Origin of the sequence: Chryseobacterium sp. FH1 (genome assembly GCF_000735135.1) — a bacterium.
Lineage (GTDB): Bacteria > Bacteroidota > Bacteroidia > Flavobacteriales > Weeksellaceae > Epilithonimonas.
The window spans coordinates 158,331-182,272 of the sequence record NZ_JPLZ01000003.1 but is presented as its reverse complement, the minus strand read 5'-3'; the positions used below and the strand labels follow the sequence as shown (position 1 = coordinate 182,272).

Below are 23,942 nucleotides of genomic sequence, written 5' to 3'. Positions count from 1 at the left end.
AGCGATAATCTTAAAGTGTCTTAAAGTTTCTTGAAAAATGCCTTTAACACAAGAAAAATCGTAATTTTGATAGGTTTAAAATAAAAATATTAGATAAGCTTTTTGATATGAGAAAAATTTTCATTTTTTTCCTTTATGTTGTTGGGATGTCGCAACTTAAAGCCCAAGATAAGATAGACAAAGCTATTGAAAATCTGGAACACAATTACACGCAGGAAAAAGTCTATCTGCTATTTGATAAAGACAAATATGCGGTTGGCGACAATATTTATTTCAAATCTTTCGTGTTCAATGGCTACAACCGCTCCAAGGTTTCCAACACTTTGTTTGTGGAATTGTACGATCACAACAAGAATATGGTGGATAAAAAAACCGTCTTTCTCAAAAATGGCGAAGGCGACGGAACTTTCACTCTGAATGAATTTCTGAATGAAGACATATATTTCGTAAGAGCTTACACCGCTTGGATGGGAAATTTCTCTGAGGAATTTAATTTTACAAAACAAGTTCCGATTTACAATCCAAATTCTGAACAGAAATTAGTTCTTGATAAAAACACAAAATGGACAGCCAACGTTTTCCCGGAAAGTGGTACTTTGATAGATAACATTGCAACAAAAGTGGCTGTGAGAGTTTATTCACAAGGAATTCCGCCAGCAAGTTGGAGCGGATATGTCATCGATTCTGAAAAACCTTCTGAGAAATTGGCAACTTTCAAAAACCTTGACCAGAATGTAGGAACTTTTACAATCACGCCAAAAAGTGGAAGAACTTACAAAGCTGTCATCGAAGATAACAAAGGCGTGAAACAAACCATTGCGTTACCAACAGCCTCAAACTCCGGAATCAATCTTCAATTGACCAACGATCCTAAAGGCATTAATTATAAAATAAAAGGCAACAATCTACCACAAGGTTTGCAGGGTTACAGCATTGTTGGAACTATTAATAATCAAATGGTTTACAGAGCCAATATCAAAACCACAGCAAACGACGCAACCAGCATTATTCCAACAAAAGTGAGCAATGATGAGACGGCAGTTTTGAACATTACCATCTTTGACGACAAACAAAATCCAGTCGCACAAAGACTCTTCTTCGTCAATCCAAACAAACTGAATCTGGACGAACCAACTCTGGCAATGTCTATGAACAATGAAGCAAGAGCCTTCAACAGTTTTGACATCGAGCCTGATGCGGATCACACGAGTTATACAGTTTTGGTGAAAGACAGCCAACCTTCTGAAAACAAAAATGAAAACACCATCCTAAGCGCGCAATGGCTGACAGGAGATTTCACTTCCCCGATTTTCAATCCATCACAATATTTTGAGAAAACCGCAAATCCAGAAGCACTTGATGCGATATTAATTTCAGAAAAATGGAAACGTTTTGATTGGGAATCGCTATTGGCTGGGAAAGCGCCTGAGTTCACTTACAAACCTCAGAAAAACCTATCGTTCCAAGGAAAGGTGACAAACAATGGTCGTTTTCTCCCAAACAAGAACATCAATCTATTATTAAAAACAGAAAAATCCGACAAGAGTTTTGTGCCAGCTGTGACGGATGACAAAGGTTTTATTTATTTGGACAATATCTATTTTGATGAGCCTTTGACGGTTTCCTATTACCTGAACAAAGACAAAAAAGAAACTTCGGAAAGTGACAATTTGAATATTACTTTTCAGGCATTGTCAAACAGTATTCCTTTTAAAAATAACTTACCAACCACCAATTATCGTTTGGTAAAGGAAGCTCAGGCAGATCCTAGCATTGCAAAATTGCTTCAAAACAAAAAGAACAGACAAGCTCTGGATGATTTTGAAAAGGAAACTCAAATTGAAGAGGTAAAAGTCGTTGCGAAAAAAGTCGATAAAAAAGCAGAGCTTGACAAAGAATTGTCAACAGGAAGATTCAGCAGTATGAATGCCACTATTTTCGATTTGGTGAATGACAATCAGGATGCGATGGCTTCCCAAAATATCCTGCAATGGTTGCAAGGGCGCGCGGCGGGACTTACTTTTACGATGGATCAATCTGGAAATTTGGTCCCAAGCATTCGTGGTTCTCAGGCGAGTTTGTTTTTGGACGAGATGCCGGTTGACGCAAGTATGATCAGTTCGATTCCAGTGAGCAATATTGCGATGGTGAAGGTTTTGAAAGACGGCGGATTGATTTCTAATGCAGTCGCAATCTACACCAGAAGAGGAAATATGGTTGCCGAAGAAGATAAAACGAAAGAAAAAGTCAACAAATTGGTTTTGAAAGGTTATGACAAATCCATTGAGTTCGAATTGCCGGACATTACGGGTGATGCCTACAAGAGAATTACGAAAGATACGCGCGAAACCTTGTACTGGAATCCATCACTTTCAGAAGATGGCGGATTAGCACCAAGAGCAAAATTCTTTAATAATGATGAAGCGAAAAATCGCCAAGTGATCATCATCAGTTTTGATAAGAATGACAGACTTCTGTATTACAATGAAATCGTGAAGTAATGTTAATTAAATATAAAAAAGACTTTCCAACACGAAAGTCTTTTTTTATGGTGTGAAGTTTGGTTGAAAAAATCAAATATTAATATCAAAATCTAACATTATGCCTTACATCACAAAAGACATCGACAAAAATTACAGTGTTTATTACGAAGATTACGGAACTGGACAGCCGGTTATTTTGATTCACGGTTGGCCACTCAGCGGAAAATCCTGGGAGTTGCAAGTGCCTGCGCTTTTGGAAGCTGGATATCGAGTTATCACTTATGACAGAAAAGGATTTGGAGAATCTCAGCCGTCTTTGGGTGGATACGATTACAATTCATTGACCGAAGATTTGCTGGAATTGATCACACAATTGGATTTGAAGAATGTAGTTCTCGTAGGATTCTCGATGGGTGGTGGCGAAGTGGTTCGTTTTCTGACTAACTATGGTTCTGAAAATGTTGACAAAGTCGCTTTGATTGCATCCATCATCCCATTGGTGAAACAAAAAGAGGACAATCCTGATGGCGTTCCAGAAAAGGATTTGAATGAAATTCTTGATAATCTAAAAAAAGACAGAGTTACTTTCCTTGAAGGTTTCCACAAGAATTTTTACAATTATGGACTTTTGTCGCAGTCAGTGAGTCAAGCGCAATTAAATTATGACTGGAGCATTTCTTCTCACGCCTCTCCTATCGCAACAATCAAATCTGCAGAGAGTTGGGCAAACACCGATTTCCGTTTGGAACTTCAAAATGTGACGGTTCCGACATTGATCGTTCACGGAGACGAAGATCAAATTGTGCCGATAAAAACAGCTGGAGAACAAGCATCCAAAGGAATCGTGAATAACCAATACCACGTGATTTCCGGTGCGCCTCACGGATTGAATGTGACGCACGCAGATGAATTGAATCAGATTCTGATTAATTTCCTTAATGGTTAAAATCAATTAACTATATATTTGAAACAGCATTTTTTAAAAGTGCTGTTTTTTGTTTCAAATTTCTTCATATCTTGATGAGTTCAAACTAAATAGTGATTCAACAATCATAATTGATTATTTATGAAAGGAATTTTTACAGCAATTCTATTGGTCTTTGGTTTTATCATACTTGATGCTCAGAGCAAATTAGATCAAGCCATAGATAATCTTGAAAAAAATCATTCACAAGAAAAGGTTTATATCTTATTTGACAAAGACGAATATGTTGCTGGCGATCAAATCTTTTTTCAATCTTTTGTTTTTGATGGATATAATGTGTCTACAATTTCGAAAACGTTGTTTGTGGAATTGTACGATCAAAGTAAAAATCTGATTGATAAAAAAACGATTTTGATAAATGATGGTCAAGCTTCTGGGACATTTAATCTAAACAAAACTTTGAATGAGGATATTTATTTCGTCCGAGCTCACACGAACTGGATGGCAAACTTTGACAACGATTGGAATTTCATCAAACCAATTCCTATCTACAATCCAACTTCGAAGAAAAAATTAGTTTTATCAGAAACGTCGCAATGGACTGCTGAAGCATTTCCAGAAGGCGGAACATTTGTAGATCAAGTTCCTACGAAAGTTGCTGTGAGATTATTTGCTCAAGGAAAATCGCCGAAAAACTGGAACGGTTATGTTATAGATTCGGAGCTTCCTGATAACAAGATTCAAACTTTCAAATCATTGGATGAAAATATCGCCTTGTTTTCGATGACCCCAAAATTTGGAAAAACTTACAAAGTTGTGATTGAGGATGGTATGGGTAATTCTCAAATTAGTCCTTTGCCGACAGCTACAAATCAAGGTATAAATTTCAAAATCAATTCTGAAAGATCAGGAATCAGATATACAATTGATGCGATTAATTTAGAAAAGAACGTCCAAAATTACAGTGTAGTTGGAACTATTAATAATCAATTGGCATACAAGGCGAAAATCAAATCAAGCAATCCACAGGTTTCGAGTTTGATTCCCACAAAAGAGATCGGGCAAAATGGTGTGATGCAGATTTCGTTGTTTGATGAGAAAGATAATCTAGTGGCACAAAGACTTTGTTTTTTAAATCAAAATTCAACAAATCCTATCGTCTTAGAAAATTCAAATTTCAATAATGATCCGAGAGCTCTGAACAGTTTTGAAATCAAACAAAATCCTGAAAATACAAGCTACACAGTTTTAGTAAAAGATTTGACTGACACTGATTTTAATTCGAAAGAAAATATTCTCAGCAGTTTATATCTCACTCAAGATTTTAAAAATATTGTAAAAAATCCGGCTCAATATTTTTCTAAAGATGCAAACCCAGAAGCACTGGACGCGCTTTTAATCTCAGAAAAATGGAAACGTTTTGATTGGGCAAAAGTAATGGCTGGTCAAAAACCGGTTATTAAATATAATTTGGCTGAAAATGAATTCATTTCCTTCAAAGCACGACTTGCGCTGAACAGCCGACCTCTGCCCAATGCGCCTGTGAATCTGGTTTTCAAAAATGATAATGGTGAACCACTCATATCTCAAATGACGACAGATCAAAACGGAGATGTGTTCATCAATAACTTAAACTTTGAAGATTCATATTTCGTGAACTATTTTCTTAACTCAAACGAAAAGCAACAGGTAAACCTGACTTTGAAATTGAAACCATTGATTGAGACGAACATTACAAAACTTAATTTTCCCCATACCCGGTATGAGTTGAAAGAAGTCAATGAAAATTATGCAGTACCTTCATCAATTAAAAAAGCATTGACAAATGCAGAGAACTACGATAAAATCACAAACGACGAAACGCAAATTGAAGAAGTAAAGATCATAAAGAAAAAAAGCGATGCCATCAAAAAACTGAATGACGAGCTGACTTCTGGAATGTTCTCCAGTATGAATGCTACAATTTTTGATTTTGTGAATGATAATCAAGATGCCTTCACTTCCCTTAGTATTTTGGAATGGTTGCAAGGACGTGTAGCTGGTCTCAGCATCGTGATGGCTGGACCAGGAAGGTATATGCCTGTCATCCGTGGTGTTGAAGCAGGCGTATTTTTAGATGAGATGGAGGTAGGTCTAGATGCCGTACAGACGCTTAATATTAGTAATATTGCAATGATAAAGGTTGTGAAGGGAAGTACTTTAATTGGTAATTCTATTCTAATTTATTCCCGCACTGCCAATCTGAAAGGGCCAATCTCAAAAGCCTCAAACATTAATAATAAAATTGAAATAAAGGCGTATGACAAGCCAGATACTTTTCGGACTATCGATTATTCTCAGCAGAAATACAAAGATTTGACAAGCGACTGGAGGCCAGTTCTATATTGGAATCCAAATTTTTCTAATTCAAAGATCACTTTTTTTAATAATGATAATGCGAAAAATCGAGAAATCACCATCATCAGTTTTGATAAAAATGATCAAATCAATTATTATAATGAGATTTTGAAGTAACGATAAACAAATACTTTTTGAAAATAGAAACCCTTTTCTATTTGGATGACTTCATTAGCTTTAAAATAATGTTTTGAATTTCTTGAGGTTTGTTCACCGTCATAAAATGTCCACCACCATCAATTACAAAGTCTGCTTTCACATTCTTAAAAGGAATGATCCGATCTTTATTCCCGTGAATATGAATTAGATTTTCGGGACTGATTTCATTTTTCCAATTCACAATCCCATTGATTGCCCAAGAGAAAAAGTCAGGGTCAGTATCTTGCAGAATATTTTTCAACAGTAGTTTTTCAGATTCACTTTCTATTCCGAAAAGCCAATTGGTGAAGAAGTTTTGCTTTTTGAATAAAGATTTTGGAATTAATTTAGTGAGTCCTAATTCCCCAGAAATTCGGTTGAATTTCGGAAGTTCAAATTTATTTTTCGCTGATGCTATTAGAATTATTTTTTTTGTTTTAATGATTTTAGAAATCTCCACAGCTACCATTCCACCGAAAGATAAACCAATTAGAACAGGATTTTGAGTCGTTATTATTAATGAAATTCTTTTAGCATAATCTTCTAAAGGTTCATTCGTTAAAGGCGTTATCCAATCAATAAATTCGACATCCAACTCGCCGAAGTCAATCTTATCAAAAACCCTTCTGTCAACGCCAAGACCGCTTAAAATATAAATCTTACTCACCTTTTAAATTATAATTTTAAATAAAAAAAGACCGAATCTCTTCAGTCTTTAATATTTTATTTGTTCTAAAAGCTAACTGCAAAAAGCAACCAGCCAAGAGCTATTTACAACATTTTCAAATTGTTCACTTCTTGTTCCGTTAGGATTCTCCAGTGTCCTCTTTTGATATTTTTCTTGGTAAGTCCAGCGAACATCACTCGGTCAAGTCCTTCCACTTCATAACCCAATTTCTGGAAAATTCTGCGAACTACTCTATTCCATCCGATGTGGATCTCGATGCCAACTTCATTTTTCGGTTTCCCTTCAATGAAAGAAATGCTGTCTACTTCTGCAACGCCTTCTTCCAAGCGGATTCCTTCGCCAATTAATTTCATATCATCATTCGTCAGCTTTCTATCCAGCGTTACGTGATAGATCTTTCTCATTGCGAAAGATGGATGCGTCAGTTTTTTGGTGATGTGACCATCGTTTGTCAAAAGAATAACACCAGTAGTTTGTCTGTCCAATCGCCCAACTGGAAAAATTCTGTATGGAGACGCATTTGCAGTCAAATCCATCACCGTTTTTCTTGCTTTTTCGTCTTTGGTTGTTGAGATGTAACCTTTTGGTTTGTTTAGTAAAACATAAACCGGTTTTTCCGGTGTGATATTTTGGCTGTCGAAAACCACTCTATCCGTTTTCTGAACCTGATAACCCATTTCTGTTACCACTTTTCCGTTCACTTCCACAAGGCCTTGCGCGATCAATTCATCCGCTTCTCTTCTACTGCAAATCCCAGAATTCGCAATATATTTATTAAGTCTAATGGTATCTTTATGAACCTCCTTACTGATTTTTTCCAATCTTCTTCTTTGGATGAAAGATTTGGTTTTATCCTCAGAGGTTTCTGGTCGGATGTATGGTTTTTTATTTGAAGGCTTTTTATTGAAAGGCTTTTTATCGCCATTTTCGTATTTGTCTCTACTGTCAAAATTACGGTCGCCACCTCTTGTTGTCTTAGGTTTACGCGCACCTCCTGCAGATGGTCTGCTTTTGGACGTTCTTTCGCCAGAGCCACGGGAGTTTCCAGAAGGTCTGCTACTACCTGCACTTCTAGGTTTTTTGTCTCTTTCTGGTCTTTTTCCGTCTTCGCTCATTTCTAAAAATTTTTGCAAAGATAGTGAATTAGTTAAGAGTTACGAATTCTGAGTTTAAGAATTATAAAAATTGAGAATAATGTAATTTCTTTTAATTATTAGATGTCTTATTAAACTTTTCTAACTCATTTAAATTTCCATTATAATTCTTCAAGAATTCAGATATATTTTCAAATATCTCTTTCACTCTGATTTCTGCGTCGTGATTTAAATAAAATATTTTTCCTTTTCTATCAACTCCAATATAATCTCCATTTTCTAAATCTAAAATACTATAATATTTATTGCTATCAAATTCTATTTCAAAACAATTTTCTAAATCTAATTTTTCGATTTCTTCTTTAGCGTAAAGATTCAGTATTTTTTCTACAACTTCTTTATCAGGATTAACAGTATTGACCGTTTTAATAATCAAATCACGTAATCGTATATTGTTAATATCAAATATCTTGTGAAATATTTTAGGGTTTTCGTGAAGAATAAAAGTCAGTTGATAATTAGAAAAAGAACAGGGAATATTTTCAAAAATTTTTCTTTTTGTATTGTAAAATTCTATTCCATTGATGTTCAGAATATGACGAGGTAATCTTTGCAATTTATGGTATGCCTCTTTATCTCTCACTTCTCGTAATATTGAAATACCTTTTGGTTCGAATGAAAAATAAATATTTGAAATCTCTGAAATCATTTTCTTATTTGTGATTTCAAAGTTTTCATCATAATCGGTCAATTGTTGAATAAGTTTTCTCTCAATTTCTTTAATTTGATTAATAGAAATTTTAGACTGAAACAATCCTTTAAGAATACCTCGCATAATTTCAAAAATAAAATTATTCAAACATTTCAGCCAAACGAACTGACTTTATCTCAGATGAATCGTAAAGTTCAGAAACTGATTTCTTAACTTCTAATTTCGGATAAAGATTGACACCAATGATTTTGATTTTCCCTTCTTCAACCCAACTTTGTTCTTTCGTTGCTTGGTCGAAAATCATTTTTTGGATTTCTCCTAATTTCAATAATTCCAAATAACCGCCTTTTTCCTCAATTTCAAGAAATAATTTCCAGGATTTTTCAGCAAATTGTTGCGTGATGTCTTCCACGAAATAACTTCCAGATGTTGCATCTTCAAAAACGTTGATGATGCTTTCATAAGCCAAAACGATTTGTTGTTTGAAGGAAATCTCTTTGGAAAGCTCCGTGGGATTTTCGATTTTGTAATTGTTGCAGAAAACTGCGTCAGCGCCTCCAATCATTGCGGAAGCCAATTCCAAAGTGGAACGGATGAGATTATTGTCCTGGTCGCTTTTGGATTTATTTCTTAATGAAGTTTCAACGAAAATGTACGGAATCAAATCTTTCCCAAACTCTTTCGAAAGCTGATTGAAAAGATATTTGAAAGCCCGAATTTTTGCAATTTCAAAAAAATATTGACTTCCAACAGCAAACTTGAAAATCAATTTATCTAAAATTTCAGAGCCAAATTTCTCCACCAACTCTTTCGATTTCGCCAAAGCAAAACTTAATTGTTGAATGATAGAAGCGCCAGAATTTTGATGTAAACTGACATCAACACAGATCTTTCTTTCAAATGATTTTGATAGTAATTCACCAGCAAGATGTTCATTGATCTCCGCTTTGTAATCATCAGAAAAGACATCAATCAAAGAAAAATATCGGTTGGATTCTTCTGTCAAGATATGTTCTGAAAGCTCAGCATTATTAATGAAAATCGATTTTTCATCAAGATTTTCAACATTCTCATTGAGGAGAAAAGCAAAAGATTGGTCTTCCAAACCTTCCTGATATTCTGCTACAAGATGTGTACTCTCTTCTACTTTCGGAAGGATTTTGTAATCAGAATTGTTTTGGTAATAAGGCTTGACATCAATATCCTCGAGATTCTCTTTTTGAAGAATTGCGTAGATGTCATCCGTTTTGAGTTGCCTTTTTACAAGCTGTTCCCAATTTCCCAATGTACTCATTCTGAAAGTTTTTTTTACTTCTTAGCAATCTTAGAACTATCAACTACCAAAATGAAAATCTCCTCGTTAGGTTTTTTCATAAAGTAATTTTCTCGGGCGTACTTTTCCTTTTCATCCTTGTTGTTCATCAGCTTGCGAAAGAATTTGTCGTTCTTTTCATATTCCGTTTTGTAGAAATCAAGTTGTTTTTCGTAGCGTTTTATTTCGCCATTCATTTCATTGATAACCAAAAAAGAAGTACTGTCAAAGAATATCATCCAGACCAAAAAACCAATAAGCGTTACCAAATATTTATTAAAAACATAAATCTGGAAAAACTTCAATGTCGGTGATTTTTTCTTGATATCCTTGATTAGTTCTTTCATAATTAATGAACTTTTTTAAGCGAATTATTAATGACAGTCGTCAGAAAATCAATAGCTACAGAGTTTTGTTTCATATTTGGAACAATCAGGTCAGCTTCGTTTTTGGAAGGCTCGATGAATTCCTGATGCATTGGTTTTAAAGTCGTTTGGTAACGGTGAAGAACTTCCTGCAAATCACGACCTCTTTCCTGCGTGTCTCTACGGATTCTTCGGATCAATCGCTCGTCGGAATCGGCGTGGACAAACACCTTCAGATTGAATTCCTTCAACAATTCTTTATTGGTCAAAACCAAAATCCCCTCTACGATCAAAACATTTTTTGGTTCCACAGTCACGTGATCGCCTGTTCTGGAGTGCGTTACAAACGAATAAATCGGCTGTTCGATACTTTCGTTATTTTTGAGAGCTTTCACGTGCTCCAACATCAATTCAAAATCGATGGATTTTGGATGATCATAATTCAAAGCTTCTCTTTCGGACAAGGTCAAATTTGGGTTGTCGTGATAATAATTATCTTGAGAAAGAATGTTAACACCTTCTACATTAAGCTGTTGCATTATCTTATTCACAACAGTAGTTTTTCCGGAACCTGTTCCTCCGGCAATTCCAATCACGAGCATCTTTACAATTTTTACAAAAATAATATAATTTTTATTTACACTCGTTTTTAATCTGGAAAATTTGAAATTTAGAAATAAAAAAAGCTAGTCGAAACTAGCTTTTTGGTTATCGTGATCCTTTGTTTGGTCTTTGAGGACTGCTTTCCTGTTGGATCTGTGGTTGAACTCGGATATTATTCTGCGAACCAGATCTCGTATTGTTTTGAGGTTGGACTCTCACATTATTTTGAGGTTGATTTCTAGTTCCTCTATTCGAATTAGGTTGCACTTTTATATTGTTTTGAGATCTTCTTCCAGTCTCTTGCACTTGGATGTTAGGCTGAGTAGACCTTCTCGTTCCTGTCGAAATCTGATTAGGCTCAGGCCTTCTCTTCGGCGAAATAACGACGTTGTTTCGGACTCTTGTTCTGGAATTGTAAACTGCGCCGTTTCTGTAATAATTATTGTTATTATCCAAATAAACGACCTTTGGCGCATACCAAAATCCATCCGGAGATTGGTAATACCCATCTCTGTAACCATCGGAATAGCCTTGAGAATATGGGTCGTTATTATAAGCGTATGCTCCTGAATTTGTCATACAAGAAGTCAATGTAAATGCGATGATGGACGGAACTAATATTTTAAATAGATTTTTCATTATTTCTCGGTTTTAAAAATTACGTTAGTAGTAACACTCAACTAGATTACAAACAATCTGCCAAGTTAAATTTTGGTAGAATAATCAATAAAATCCCTCTAATCAATGAAAACTATTCTTCAGGCGAAATCCCAAGAATATAATAGAAAACCGCCAAATCTCTAGCAAGAAATTCACGCGTGTGATTGCGGTAGAAACTTTCGTTTTTGGTAACGTCTTGAGCATCAAAACCCAGCGCATTCATCCCATTGTTTCGGGCAAAAAATAAAGCTCGAAGATTGTGGAATCCTTGCGAAACGATGATCACATTCTTTTGGTTGTAAGTATTCTTGCAATTCAAAATACTCTTGTGCGTGTTGAAACCTTTTGGGTCTTTGATGATGATATTTTCCGGAACGCCTTCATTATAAACAAGGAAATGCATCATAGCTTCCGTCTCGTCGTAGTTTTTACTTTTCTCTCCGCTGACGATGATCTTTTTGATTTTCCCGTGGTGATAAAGCGTTCCAACCGCTTCCATTCTCGCTGTAAAATAAGGATTGGCAACGCCCGAACGCATCTTCGGCGATGTTCCCAAAACCAAGGCGCAATCTCTCGGCGGAACTTTGCTGATTTTGGTATACGTTCTCCCACTCGTCAAGGCAACCACCCAGAAGTTCGCCAAAATCATCAGCAAAATACCAACTTCCATAAGCCTGAAAGCTATTTTGAGAATGTTTGTAACCGCCTTAATCATCGTTAAATCATATCAAAATCCAAATAAATTTCCTTGCTCATTGCAATAGCTGTACAAGGTAAGATTTTTCCCTGATGTTTTTCATTGTCTGTCAAATATTCATCTTCCGTCATATCAACTTCTCCGTTTTTCAGGTAGCAAAGACAACTTCCGCAGATTCCAGATTTGCAGGAATAAGGCAGTTTGTAGCCCAAATCCAACAGTTGCTGAAGGATTTTTCGCTCGTTATTTTTCAGAATAATGCCATCTTTTTCGATGTGATTGAATTTGATTTTAACTTCAACATTTTCAATAAGAGGAAATTCCTTTTCAGTTGGATATATATCTTCGTTGTAAGCTTCGAACAATTCAAAATGAATATTCTTTTTCGGAATTCCGTGGTTGTAGCAGGCGTTTGCAACCGATTTTATCATTGCGCCTGGTCCACAAATCAAGACTTTGTCTGTGCTGTCCCAGATTGTAGATTCCTCATCATCCTCGTCAAGATGAAGGATTTGGTTGATGATAAGCGAGACTTTTTTCTCATCTATTCTTCCTTGAAACAACTTGTCCTTCACAGGTTCCTGCGAAATGAAATAGAAACACTCCAATCTTCCGCCCGATTCTATTTGAAGCCTTTCCAACTCATCTTTCAGGATAATATCTTCGTAACTTTTGTTGCCGTAAAAAAGGAAAATCCGTGTTGTTTTTTCCTCAATCAAAATATTTTTGATGTGACTGAGGATTGGCGTAATTCCAATTCCCGAAGCGAAAGCGATGATGGTTCGTTTCTCATTCGGTTTTGAATTAAGAAAAAATCTTCCCAAAGGTTCGCTCACAGAGATTTCGTCGCCGACATTGTAATTATCGAATAGGAATTTGGTGGAACTATTTTCACCATTGATTTTGATGGCCAATGCCAATCTCTTTTCGGAAGGCGAAGAAGTGAAGGAATAATCGTTCTGGATTTCCTTTTCATTAAAGTGATATTTCAGCGTCACATATTGCCCAGCGCGAAATTGAAACCGCGATTTCAACGCCTCTGGAATCTCTAATTCCAACGCAAAAGCTTGTTTGGTCAGTTGTTGTTTTTTAGCTATTTTTAGCCTGTGAAACTGAGGTTGGTTGGCTACTGTTAATTGATTCTCCATTGTCAAGAATCAAATTTAAAGAAAATTGACAAAAGAAAAAATCTAAATTCAACACAAGCTCGTAAATTCATTTAAATTAAAATTCAATGAAAAAGATAATATTATATTCATTCCTGTCAATCAGCTTTTTAACTTGTAAAAAGAACGATGAGAAAGTCGCAGAAACGCAAGCGAAAGAAGATTCAATAACTGTAGAACCTTCAAAATCTGAAGCCGATGTTGCCGAATTGGTGGAGTTTTCTCCAGAAAAAATGTCGGCTTACATTCAAAATAAAAATCCTGATACTTTGTATGTAACCAATTTTTTCGCGACTTGGTGCGGACCGTGTATGCACGAGATTCCATTTTTCCACAAAAAGATGGAGGAATTGCAAGGTCAACCTGTAAAATTCACGTTTGTAAGTCTTGACAACAAAACCGATTGGGCAACCGAAGTCAGTGATTTTGCGGACGAATTTAACATCAGAAAAAACGTAACATTATTGGACGGAAGTCTTTTGAAACCAGAGTTTTTCAAACAAAATTTCAAAACTTGGGACGGTGGCGCAATTCCTTTTACATTGATTAAAAAAGGCGATAAAGTGAATGAAACACTTGGTTCTATGACGGAAGAGGCTTTGAATCAGAAGCTTTCACAGTTTTTATCTGCAAAATAATTAAGCAGGAATCAATGATAAGAATTAAACTAAAAGACAAATCTTGAAAAATAAATTCGGAGTCCTTTGCTTTTTTATCATTGTCGGAATCATCATTTCGTTCATCATCAATTTGAATATTGGTTATGCAAAACTTTCATTTTCAGATTTTTTTAATGAATCCGCGGAACAATTTGAAATCGCAGGTTTCAGAATCAATCGGGCTCTAGCAATGATTTTGGCTGGAATTGCGATTCCGACAAGTGGTTTTCTTTTGCAGGAATATTTCAAAAATCCTTTGGCTGGCCCGGATGTTTTGGGAATCACGTCGGTTTCCAGTTTGTTTGTGGCGTTTTATATTTTCTTTTCGCAAGATGTTTTGATTCCAGATTTTCTTCAAAATAGTTTTATCAGTTTGTCATCAATTCTCGGGAGCGTTGTTTTAATGATGGTTTTGCTATTATTTTCAAATCGATTTCGGGATAAAAGTTTCATTATTATTTTCGGATTTCTGATTTCGGCTTTGGCTGGAGCGGTTGTTTCGTTTCTTCAATTTTATGTGGAAAGTCAAAGCCTGAAAAACTATATTCTATGGACTTTCGGCGCAAATAATCAAGCTAATATTTCTCAAATTTCAATTTTAACAATTTTAATAATTATCGGACTGTATTTCACTTTCAAATCCATAAAACCTTTGATTGGAAATTCTCTCGGAGTTGCTTATGCGCAAAGCTTTGGCGTCAGTCAATCGAAACTGAAAATCAGTATCATTGTCGCTTCATCAATTTTATCGGCTTCTGTGACGGCTTTTTTAGGCCCGATTTTATTTATTGGCGTTGTGGTTCCGCATTTTTGCAGAATGCTTTGGAATCCCGCACAGCTTTGGCACCAATTGATTTTAAATGTTGTGCTGGGAGTTTTTGTGATGCAGGTTTTTTCAATCATTTCAGAACTCAGTCAGTTTCCGATTAATATTATTACGACGTTTTTTGGGATTCCTGTGATTTTGTTGATGTTGATAAGGAAAGTCTGACACGAGGACACAAGGATTTTTTTTACAATTTTGTGTGATAAGGCACGAGGTTTAACTTCGTTAAATTTGAAAATCTTTGATTTTCTTTTGTACTAAAGCAATATGATAACTGTGTCTTTATGTTTTATAAATTTTCATTTTTTTTCAATCAAAAATTTTATTTTACATTAGATAAAAAAACAAATGACTGAAAATGAATTATCAAAAATCGTGTTTGATGCTGGACTGAAAATCCATAAGAAATTAGGTCCTGGTTTATTTGAAACTGTTTATGAAGAATGCTTATTTTATGAACTACAAAAACAAGGTTTGAAAGTTGAAAAACAAATCGTTCTACCAATTGTTTATGAGGAATTAAAAATCAGCAACGCTTTTCGGATTGATATTTTGGTTGAATCTAAATTAATCTTGGAAATAAAAGCTGTTGAGTTTATAAATCCGTCTCACAAAGCACAGCTTTTAACTTATCTGAAAATGACAAACTGTAAATTGGGATTGCTAATCAACTTTAACGACGAAACATTTAGAGCAGGTGTTTCACGAATAATAAATGGTTATTTTTAAATTTAACCCAAAAGTGCAAACAAATATTTCATTAAAAATAAGATAATAAGGAATAATTTCCCATTTAACGAAGTTAAACCTCGTGCCTTAAAACATATTTAATAAGAAAAAGACTTTGTGCCTTTGTGTAATCAACAATATATGTCCTTAGATATCAAACACGCATCAATCGGTTATTCAGAACCATTAATTTCTGACATCAATACTACCCTAGAATTAGGCGAAGTTTGCCTCTTGATGGGAAATAATGGGATTGGGAAAACGACTTTAATAAAATCCATTCTTGGTCAGAACAAGCTTTTAAGTGGCGAAATTTCCATTAACGGAAAATCAATTCTCAAATTAAATCCGAACGAAATTGCCTCTCAAATCGGCATCGTTTTTTCTAAAGCTGAAATTCCTGATAATTATACAGTTACCGATTTGATTTCATTGGGAAAATACATTCATTATCCCTATTATTTTAAATTGAATGAAAAGGATAAAATTGAAATCGATGACATCATTGACAAATTAAATTTAACACAATTTCGAGATAAAAAACTCACCGAACTTTCTGATGGAAATCTTCAAAAAGTCTTTATAGGAAGAGCTTTAGCGCAGAATTCTCCTTTTATTATTTTGGATGAACCAACGACGCATTTGGATGAAGAAAACAAATTGATGATTCTTTCCTTGATTCGAAATCTTGCGAAAAATGAAAATAAACTGATTTTCTTCTCTTCCCACGATTGGCGGTTGGCAAAGGAATTTTCAGACAAAATCTGGTGGTTGAAAGACAAAAAACTCATCAGTGGAATTTCCGAAGAAATCATTCTCGATAATCCGGAATTGATTACGCCGAAGATTTTGGATTTTAATAAAAATTTCCATCCGCCCGAAATCGATGCGCCGAAATTGGAAAAAGAAATGATGTTTTCCTTTCTTCAAAAAAACTTTGCGTCAGATTTGACTAAATTTAAATTGACGTTTAAAAATGACAAATGGGAGCTGAAATCGGATGATTTTTATGACAATTATCATACATTGACTGAAATTAAACAATCTCTGCAAAACCTTATAAATACTAACATTTACAGTTAAATAAAAATTACTATGACTTATATATTGAGATTTGCATAGCAATTAAAGTATTGTAAATCAACTACTTAAATATTAAAACTTAAAAATACTATGCATGCATAGTATTTTTTTTATATTTGTGTAAAGCACTTCAATATGTCAGTTATGGAAAAGAAAAATTCAGAAAAAGTCGAAAGTGTTGACTTGATGCTAAAGTCGGCTTGGTTAGCGGTCTCGAAAATGTATTCGGACCAGGCTTCGTTGTATAATTCAACTGCTGTTCAAGCACTTACATTACTAAAAATCGACCCAAAAGAAGGGACGCGAAGTACGAATCTTGGTCCCAAAATGGCTATCGAACCTACTTCTTTGACAAGGATTATCAAACTTTTGGAAGACAATGGTTACATCTACAAGGAGAAAACCACGACTGATAAACGGGAAGTGATTATCAAACTGACTGATAAAGGCATCAATTCCAGAAACTTATCAAAGGAAGTTGTTCTTAATTTTAATAAGAAAATTGTGGAGAGAATACAGCCGGAGAAGTTTGAAGTCTTCAAAGAAGTGATGAACGATATTCTGAAAATCGCCAACGAACTTAATAATAGAAAATAGTTTGTAACGCAAAGTCGCAAAAATATATAATTAATGATGCTTATAAGTCGCAAATAAAATACATAATCTTCGATTATTTGCGACTTTAAACAATCTAATTTTAAAAATTTTCCGCCTTTGCGATAAAAACGGAATAATAGAAAACAATAATAAATCTCAATAAATGAACAGAAAAATAAAACACGTTACAGTCCTCGGCTCCGGCGTGATGGGTTCCGGAATTGCCTGTCACTTTGCTGGAAACGGGATTCAGGTATTGATGTTGGATATGCCTGCGAAAGACTCAGAAAATGCCGACAAGAAAACGAGAAACAGCGTGGCGCAAGGTCATCTTGACACCGCTCTGAAAAGCAATCCTTCACCAATCTATGACAAATCGTTTGCCTCCAGAATTACGGTTGGAAACTTCGAAGATGATTTGGAGAAAATCAAAAATTCGGATTGGGTGATTGAGGTGATTGTCGAGAGATTGGATATCAAACAATCGATGTTCGAGAAAGTGGACAAGCTTCGCAAATCAGGAACTTTGATTACTTCCAACACGTCTGGAATCCCGATTCATCTGATGTCGGAAGGAAGGTCGGAAGATTTCCAGAAGCATTTTTGCGGAACGCACTTTTTCAATCCACCAAGATATTTGAAATTATTCGAAGTGATTCCAGGTCCGAAAACGGATAAATCTGTTGTGGATTTCTTTATGTCTTACGGCGAGAAATTCCTTGGAAAAACGACGGTTCTTTGTAAAGATACACCAGGATTTATCGGGAACAGAATTGGCGTTTATTCGATGGCGAAAATTATGGAACTGACCGAGGAAATCGGTTTGACCATTGAAGAAGCTGATTCCTTGACAGGCGATTTGTTGAATCGTCCAAAAACCGGAACGTTCAAATTGGGAGATTTGGTTGGATTGGACACGGCTTTCAACGTTACGAAAGGCCTTCAAGCCAATTTGAAAGACGACGAAATGGTTCAGGCTTTGAAAGATTCCAAGACTTTGAATCATTTAATTGAAAATAAATTCCTTGGCGATAAAGCTAAAAAAGGATTCTATTATAAAGAAAAAGACGCTGGTGGAAATGTCAATCGTTTCGTTCTTAATTATGAAACGCTTGGTTACGAACCGACTAAACAGCCAAAACTTCCAATCGTGAAAACGGCTAAAGAAGCAGGAAGTTTGAAAAACCGTTTGCCAATTTTGTTGCAAGACCAAACCAAAGCTGGCGAATTGATTAGAAAACATTACGCCTCACTTTTTGCTTACGTTTCTCAGCGCGTTCCCGAAATCACCGACGTGTTCTACTCCATCGATGATGCGATGAAAACTGGTTATGCGTGGAAACATGGACCATTCGAAAACTGGGATTTCTTGGGAATTCAAAAAGGAATCGATTTGGTGGAAAGCGAAGGTTACAAAGTCGCTGATTGGGTTAAGGAAATGCTGGCTTCCGGAAACGAATCTTTTTATAAATTGGAAAACGGAAAACAGTTATTCTACAATCAGAATACTAAAACTTACGAGCCTATTCCTGGTTTGGATGCGTTCATCATTCTTGATAATATTAGAAAAGAAAAAACAATCTGGTCCAATTCCGAATCTGCGTTAATCGACCTTGGAGACGGCATTTTGAACTTCGAATTCCGTTCAAAAATGAATTCACTTGGAGGTGGTGTTTTGGAAGGTCTTAATAAATCCATCGACATTGCTGAAAAAGATTACAGAGGTTTGGTTGTTGGAAATCAATCTGATAATTTTTCAGTCGGTGCAAACCTTGCGATGGTTATGATGATGGCCGTTGAACAGGATTGGTACGAACTGAATATGGCCATAAACTTATTCCAACAAACATCGATGAAATTGAGATATTCATCAATTCCGGTAATCGCGGCACCGTTTGGAATGACGCTTGGTGGCGGTTGTGAATTCTCGATGCATTCAGACAAAATCGTTGCAGCAGCAGAAACTTATATTGGACTTGTGGAAGTTGGCGTTGGTTTGATTCCAGGCGGTGGCGGAACGAAAGAGTTCGCATTAAGAGCTTTGAAGGGCGCACTTCCAGACGATGTTAAAACCAATCATTTGCGTAATTACTTTATGAATATTGCAACCGCAAAAGTGGCAACTTCTGCCCACGAAGCTAAGCTAATGGGAATTTTGACCGACAAAGATATCATCGTGGTAAACAAAGACCGACAAATTGCAGAAGCAAAACGTCAGGCGATTGTTTTGGACGAATTAGGATATACACCACCAGTTCCAGAAAAAATAAAAGTTCTTGGAAAAGAATCAATGGGAATGTTCTACGTTGGAACAGACCAAATGGTTGCCGGCGGTTATGCCTCAGAGCACGACAGATTGATTGCCAACAAAATCGGCTACGTAATGACCGGCGGAAATCTCTCCGAACCAACAGAAGTTTCCGAACAATATCTTCTGGATTTGGAAAGAGAAGCGTTCCTATCACTTTGTGGTGAGAGAAAAACGCTTGAGAGAATTCAGACAATGTTGACGACAGGAAAACCGCTTAGAAACTAAAAAGCTCCGTAGGAGCGAACTGATAATAGGAAAAATACCGTTTTCAAAACAAGCCTCGTAGAGGCGACCTGATAATAGAATATTTAGATTTCATTGAAAATTAAAAATTGATTTTGATTCAGAAAACATTTGATTGATTGAATCAAATTAACAGGTCGCTCCTACGGAGCTTCGCTAAAACACAAATTGTTAGCTATTAACAGAATACCTCTACGAGGCATAATAAAAATTAAAACAGAAAATAAATGGAAGCATATATAGTAACAGGATACAGAACAGCAGTTGGTAAAGCGCCGAAAGGTTCTTTGCGTTTTACCCGCCCGGATGATATGGCGGCAACTGTGATACAACATCTGATGAAAGATGTTCCAAATCTTGACCCGGCTCGCATCGACGATTTGATTGTCGGTTGTGCAATGCCGGAAGCCGAGCAAGGCCTTAACGTCGCGAGACTGATTTCATTAATGGGATTGGATACCGACAAAGTTCCAGGTGTGACAGTCAACAGATATTGCGCCTCAGGTTCAGAATCGATTGCAATTGCGGCGGCGAAAATCAAAGCAGGAATGGCAGAATGCATCATCGCTGGTGGTGCAGAAAGTATGTCGTACATCCCGATGGGCGGTTACAAACCGATTCCAGACACGGATTTGGCCAAGAAACATCCCGATTATTATTGGGGAATGGGATTGACGGCGGAAGCTGTTGCCAACGAATTCAAAGTGAGTCGTGAGGAGCAAGACCAATTCGCTTACAACTCGCATCAGAAAGCAATGAAAGCCATCAAGGAAGGAAAATTTGAAAACCAGATTGTTCCGATTGATGTCGCATATAATTTCCTTGACGAAAAGGAAAAAATCCAAACTAAAGAATACGCCTTCAAACAAGATGAAGGTCCGAGAGCTGACACTTCTGTTGAGGCTTTGGCAAAACTTCGTCCGGTTTTCGCAGCGAATGGTTCTGTGACGGCTGGGAACTCTTCTCAAACTTCTGATGGCGCTGCTTTTACAATGGTAATGTCGGAAAGAATGGTAAAAGAATTAAACTTGACTCCAGTTGCGAGACTTCTCTCCTATTCGACTGTTGGTGTTCCGCCAAGAATTATGGGAATCGGACCGATGTTCGCTATTCCAAAAGCGTTGGAGCAAGCTGGACTTAAACAATCCGACATCGATTTGTTTGAATTGAATGAAGCGTTTGCTTCTCAATCTGTGGCAATCTTAAGAGAATTGAACATCAATCCCGATATCGTAAATGTAAACGGTGGCGCAATCGCACTTGGACATCCGCTTGGCTGTACAGGAACTAAATTAACAGTCCAGCTTCTTGACGAAATGAAACGCAGAAACAGCAAATATGGTGTTGTGACAATGTGTGTGGGAACTGGTCAAGGTGCGGCGAGTGTTTTCGAGTTGCTTTAAAATCTAAAAATCATAATCACTTTCAAATGTTAGCCAATTCATCATTGATATCCGAAATCAAAAACATTATTTCTCAATCTAGAGATAATGCGATTCGTTCGGTGGATTATCAGCGAACATTGATGTATTGGCATATCGGGCAAAGAATTTTTGAAGAAGAGCAAAATGGAAAAGAACGTGCAGAATATGGAACTTATCTTATAAAATATCTTTCTGAGCAACTTCAACCAGAATTTGGAAGTGGGTTTTCTCGTCGACAATTGGAAAAATACAGACAATTCTATAGAGTCTTCCCAATTGCGTCCGCACTGCGGACGCAATTGAACTGGACTCAATATAAGCTACTTACGTCTATCGATGATGAGCATAAAAGAGAATATTACATCGCCGAATCCGTCAAAAATAATTGGTCTGCCAGGCAATTAGAAAGACAAATCAATAGTAGTTTGTATGAACGGTTGTTGTTGAGCAACGATAAAGAAAGTGTTTTGGCAATTGCGAAAGGCGAAATGATTCCCAACGAGCCTTCGCAAATCATCAAAGACCCAATGGTTTTAGAATTTCTGGGATTGAAAAAAGAATCCACTTATTACGAAAAAGACTTTGAACAGGCGATTATCACCAACTTACAGGATTTCTTGTTAGAACTTGGCAATGGTTTTTCGTTTGTTGCGAGACAGAAAAGAATCCATCTGGAAGGTGACGATTTTTTCATTGATTTGGTCTTTTACAACCGACTGATGCAATGTTTTGTCATTTTCGAAATAAAAACCCACAAGTTGACGCACGAGGATTTGGGACAGTTGCAAATGTATGTCAATTACTACGACAGAAAGGAAAAACTGGCTCATGAGAACAAAACCATTGGAATTCTGCTTTGTGCAGAAAAGAATAATGCATTGGTGAAATTTACTTTGCCAGAAAATAACGAAAGCATTTTAGCCAGCAAATATCAATTGTATCTCCCAACAGAAAGTCAAATTTTGGAAGCTCTCAAAATAGACCTTGATGAATTTAACAATCAAAAAAAATAAAAAACAACAATAAAATGAGTACTGAAACCAAAACATTAAACGGTGGCGAATTCCTGGTAAAGGACATCACTGCTCAGGAAATCTTCAGCATCGAGGAACTTTCCGAAGAACAAAAAATGCTTCGCGATTCTGCAAAAGAATTCATAGATAAAGAAGTGGTTCCGAACAAAGAACGCTTCGAGAAAAAAGATTATGCCTACACGGAAGAAGTGATGCGTAAAATCGGAGAAATGGGATTCCTTGGAATCGCTGTTCCTGAAGCTTACGGCGGACTTGGAATGGGATTCGTGACCACAATGCTGGCTTGCGATTACATCTCTGGAACAACTGGCTCATTAGCAACAGCTTATGGTGCGCACACGGGAATTGGAACACTTCCAATCCTACTCTACGGAAGCGAATATTTGAAAAACAAATACCTTCCGGACTTGGCGGCGGGAACTAAATTCGGTGCTTACTGTTTGACCGAGCCAGACGCAGGTTCCGACGCAAACAGCGGAAAAACTAGAGCAAAACTTTCCGAAGACGGAAAACATTACATCATCAACGGCCAAAAAATGTGGATTTCGAATGCTGGTTTTGCAGACACTTTCACTTTATTCGCCAAGATTGACGATGATAAAAATATCACTGGATTCGTCATCAACCGTTCAGAATTGGAAAATCCTGAGAGCCTGACTTTCGGAGAGGAAGAACACAAATTGGGAATCCGTGCGTCTTCTACGCGTCAGGTTTTCTTCAATGATATGAAAATTCCGGTTGAAAATCTTTTGGGTGAAAGAAACAACGGTTTCAAAATCGCTCTTAATGCCTTGAACGTTGGCCGAATCAAATTGGCGGCGGCGTGCTTGGATGCGCAAAGAAGAATCCTGAACCATTCATTGACTTATTCTACGGAGAGAAAGCAGTTTGGCGTTTCTATCAACACTTTCGGCGCGATTCGCAAGAAGTTGGCAGAGATGGCGACTGGCGCTTTCGTGAGTGAGGCTGGTTCTTACCGTGGTGCAAAAGATGTCGAAAACAAAATCGAGGAATTGGTTGCCGGCGGAATGAACCACGAGGAAGCGGAATTGAAAGGCGTGGAGGAATTCGCAGTAGAATGTTCTATTTTGAAAGTTTTCGTTTCAGATTTAGCACAGCATTCAGCGGATGAAGGGATTCAAATCTTCGGTGGAATGGGCTTCTCAGAAGATACGCCAATGGAATCTGCCTGGAGAGATTCAAGGATTTCCAGAATCTACGAAGGAACGAACGAAATCAACAGACTTCTTGCTGTGGGGATGCTCATCAAACGTACAATGCAAGGGAAAATCGACCTTTTGACGCCTGCAAAAAATGTGGGGAAAGAATTGATGGGAATCCCGTCTTTCGACATTCCGGATTATTCAGAATATATGTCTGAGGAAAAAGAAGTCATCAAAAATCTGAAGAAAGTATTCCTAATGGTTTCCGGTTCTGCCCTTCAAAAATATATGATGGACATCGAGAAACAACAGCATCTTCTCCTGAACGCTTCCGAAATACTGAACCAAATCTATATGGCAGAATCTGCCATCCTGAGAGCGGAGAAACATTTCGATACAGATTCTGTAGAAGCATCAATGGCAAGACTGAATCTGTACAAAGCTGTTGACATCATCGCCACCAACGCCAAAGAAGGCATCGTATCTTTCTCCGAAGGCGACGAGCAAAGAATGATGCTGGCCGGACTAAGACGTTTCACAAAATACGTCAACACGCCAAATCCAATTGCTTTGACTGAGAAAATTGCATCTCATTTTATTGCGAAAGGTTCTTACTAGATTATCAATTTTATT

Annotated in this window: 21 protein-coding genes; 12 read left to right on the top strand and 9 right to left on the bottom strand. The window is 36.7% G+C overall.

All coding sequences use genetic code 11. The annotated features are described in order from the left end of the window. The first annotated feature begins 107 nt into the window (after positions 1-107). From IO90_RS05135 to IO90_RS05125, 3 genes are all read left to right on the top strand, one after another. Entirely contained in the window at positions 108-2,501 is a 2,394-nt protein-coding gene (locus IO90_RS05135; RefSeq protein ID WP_034964641.1) for a hypothetical protein, read from the top strand. A 100-nt stretch (positions 2,502-2,601) separates the two neighbouring features. Further along, positions 2,602-3,429: an alpha/beta fold hydrolase gene (locus tag IO90_RS05130; RefSeq protein ID WP_034964638.1), complete on the top strand. Its 828-nt coding sequence runs from the start codon at positions 2,602-2,604 to the stop codon at positions 3,427-3,429. 120 nt (positions 3,430-3,549) lie between these two features. Continuing rightward, positions 3,550-5,922, top strand: a complete 2,373-nt coding sequence (locus IO90_RS05125) for a hypothetical protein (protein WP_034964636.1) — start codon at positions 3,550-3,552, stop codon at positions 5,920-5,922. A gap of 37 nt (positions 5,923-5,959) precedes the next feature. Here the strand turns inward: IO90_RS05125 and IO90_RS05120 are convergent, their stop codons facing one another. The 9 genes from IO90_RS05120 to IO90_RS05080 all read right to left on the bottom strand — a co-directional run bounded on the left by IO90_RS05120 (position 5,960) and on the right by IO90_RS05080 (position 13,222). Continuing rightward, positions 5,960-6,610, bottom strand: coding sequence for an alpha/beta hydrolase (locus IO90_RS05120; protein ID WP_034964634.1), 651 nt, complete (start codon positions 6,608-6,610; stop codon positions 5,960-5,962). A 104-nt stretch (positions 6,611-6,714) separates the two neighbouring features. After that, complete coding sequence (locus IO90_RS05115; protein ID WP_034964631.1) at positions 6,715-7,746, bottom strand: pseudouridine synthase; 1,032 nt, start codon at positions 7,744-7,746, stop codon at positions 6,715-6,717. 91 nt (positions 7,747-7,837) lie between these two features. Then, positions 7,838-8,560 (bottom strand): hypothetical protein, encoded by a 723-nt coding sequence (locus tag IO90_RS05110; protein ID WP_034964628.1) that lies wholly within the window; start codon positions 8,558-8,560, stop codon positions 7,838-7,840. Positions 8,561-8,576: 16 nt separating this feature from the next. Next, positions 8,577-9,731, bottom strand: a complete 1,155-nt coding sequence (locus tag IO90_RS05105; RefSeq protein ID WP_034964626.1) for a methylmalonyl-CoA mutase family protein — start codon at positions 9,729-9,731, stop codon at positions 8,577-8,579. A gap of 14 nt (positions 9,732-9,745) precedes the next feature. Then, positions 9,746-10,096 carry an FtsB family cell division protein gene (locus IO90_RS05100; RefSeq protein ID WP_034964624.1) on the bottom strand — a complete coding sequence of 117 codons (351 nt, stop codon included), beginning with the start codon at positions 10,094-10,096 and terminating at the stop codon, positions 9,746-9,748. A 2-nt stretch (positions 10,097-10,098) separates the two neighbouring features. Continuing rightward, positions 10,099-10,716 carry a uridine kinase gene (udk, locus tag IO90_RS05095; protein WP_034964622.1) on the bottom strand — a complete coding sequence of 206 codons (618 nt, stop codon included), beginning with the start codon at positions 10,714-10,716 and terminating at the stop codon, positions 10,099-10,101. Between the two features lie 106 nt (positions 10,717-10,822). Continuing rightward, entirely contained in the window at positions 10,823-11,356 is a 534-nt protein-coding gene (locus IO90_RS05090; RefSeq protein WP_131450826.1) for a hypothetical protein, read from the bottom strand. A gap of 112 nt (positions 11,357-11,468) precedes the next feature. Further along, complete coding sequence (locus tag IO90_RS05085) at positions 11,469-12,047, bottom strand: vancomycin high temperature exclusion protein (RefSeq protein WP_051878325.1); 579 nt, start codon at positions 12,045-12,047, stop codon at positions 11,469-11,471. 47 nt (positions 12,048-12,094) lie between these two features. Beyond that, the gene (locus tag IO90_RS05080) at positions 12,095-13,222 is read right to left on the bottom strand and encodes a ferredoxin--NADP reductase (protein ID WP_034964619.1); all 1,128 of its coding nucleotides are present in this window, start codon (positions 13,220-13,222) and stop codon (positions 12,095-12,097) included. An 86-nt stretch (positions 13,223-13,308) separates the two neighbouring features. Between IO90_RS05080 and IO90_RS05075 the strand changes: the two genes are divergently transcribed. The 9 genes from IO90_RS05075 to IO90_RS05035 all read left to right on the top strand — a co-directional run bounded on the left by IO90_RS05075 (position 13,309) and on the right by IO90_RS05035 (position 23,927). After that, positions 13,309-13,878, top strand: a complete 570-nt coding sequence (locus IO90_RS05075; protein ID WP_034964618.1) for a TlpA family protein disulfide reductase — start codon at positions 13,309-13,311, stop codon at positions 13,876-13,878. A gap of 40 nt (positions 13,879-13,918) precedes the next feature. Next, on the top strand, positions 13,919-14,890 hold the full coding sequence (locus tag IO90_RS05070; protein ID WP_034964616.1) for a FecCD family ABC transporter permease: 972 nt from the start codon (positions 13,919-13,921) through the stop codon (positions 14,888-14,890). Positions 14,891-15,073: 183 nt separating this feature from the next. Beyond that, positions 15,074-15,454 carry a GxxExxY protein gene (locus IO90_RS05065; RefSeq protein ID WP_034964614.1) on the top strand — a complete coding sequence of 127 codons (381 nt, stop codon included), beginning with the start codon at positions 15,074-15,076 and terminating at the stop codon, positions 15,452-15,454. A gap of 141 nt (positions 15,455-15,595) precedes the next feature. Continuing rightward, positions 15,596-16,537, top strand: coding sequence for an ABC transporter ATP-binding protein (locus IO90_RS05060; protein ID WP_034964610.1), 942 nt, complete (start codon positions 15,596-15,598; stop codon positions 16,535-16,537). 144 nt (positions 16,538-16,681) lie between these two features. Further along, positions 16,682-17,134, top strand: a complete 453-nt coding sequence (locus IO90_RS05055) for a MarR family winged helix-turn-helix transcriptional regulator (protein WP_034964608.1) — start codon at positions 16,682-16,684, stop codon at positions 17,132-17,134. A 163-nt stretch (positions 17,135-17,297) separates the two neighbouring features. Beyond that, the gene (locus IO90_RS05050; protein ID WP_034964605.1) at positions 17,298-19,670 is read left to right on the top strand and encodes a 3-hydroxyacyl-CoA dehydrogenase/enoyl-CoA hydratase family protein; all 2,373 of its coding nucleotides are present in this window, start codon (positions 17,298-17,300) and stop codon (positions 19,668-19,670) included. 245 nt (positions 19,671-19,915) lie between these two features. Further along, a complete protein-coding gene (locus IO90_RS05045) occupies positions 19,916-21,091 on the top strand; it encodes an acetyl-CoA C-acyltransferase (RefSeq protein ID WP_034964604.1) in 1,176 nt (391 codons plus the stop codon). Positions 21,092-21,117: 26 nt separating this feature from the next. Continuing rightward, positions 21,118-22,125, top strand: coding sequence for a YhcG family protein (locus tag IO90_RS05040; RefSeq protein WP_034964603.1), 1,008 nt, complete (start codon positions 21,118-21,120; stop codon positions 22,123-22,125). Positions 22,126-22,139: 14 nt separating this feature from the next. Beyond that, a complete protein-coding gene (locus IO90_RS05035; protein WP_034964601.1) occupies positions 22,140-23,927 on the top strand; it encodes an acyl-CoA dehydrogenase family protein in 1,788 nt (595 codons plus the stop codon). Positions 23,928-23,942 lie beyond the last annotated feature (15 nt).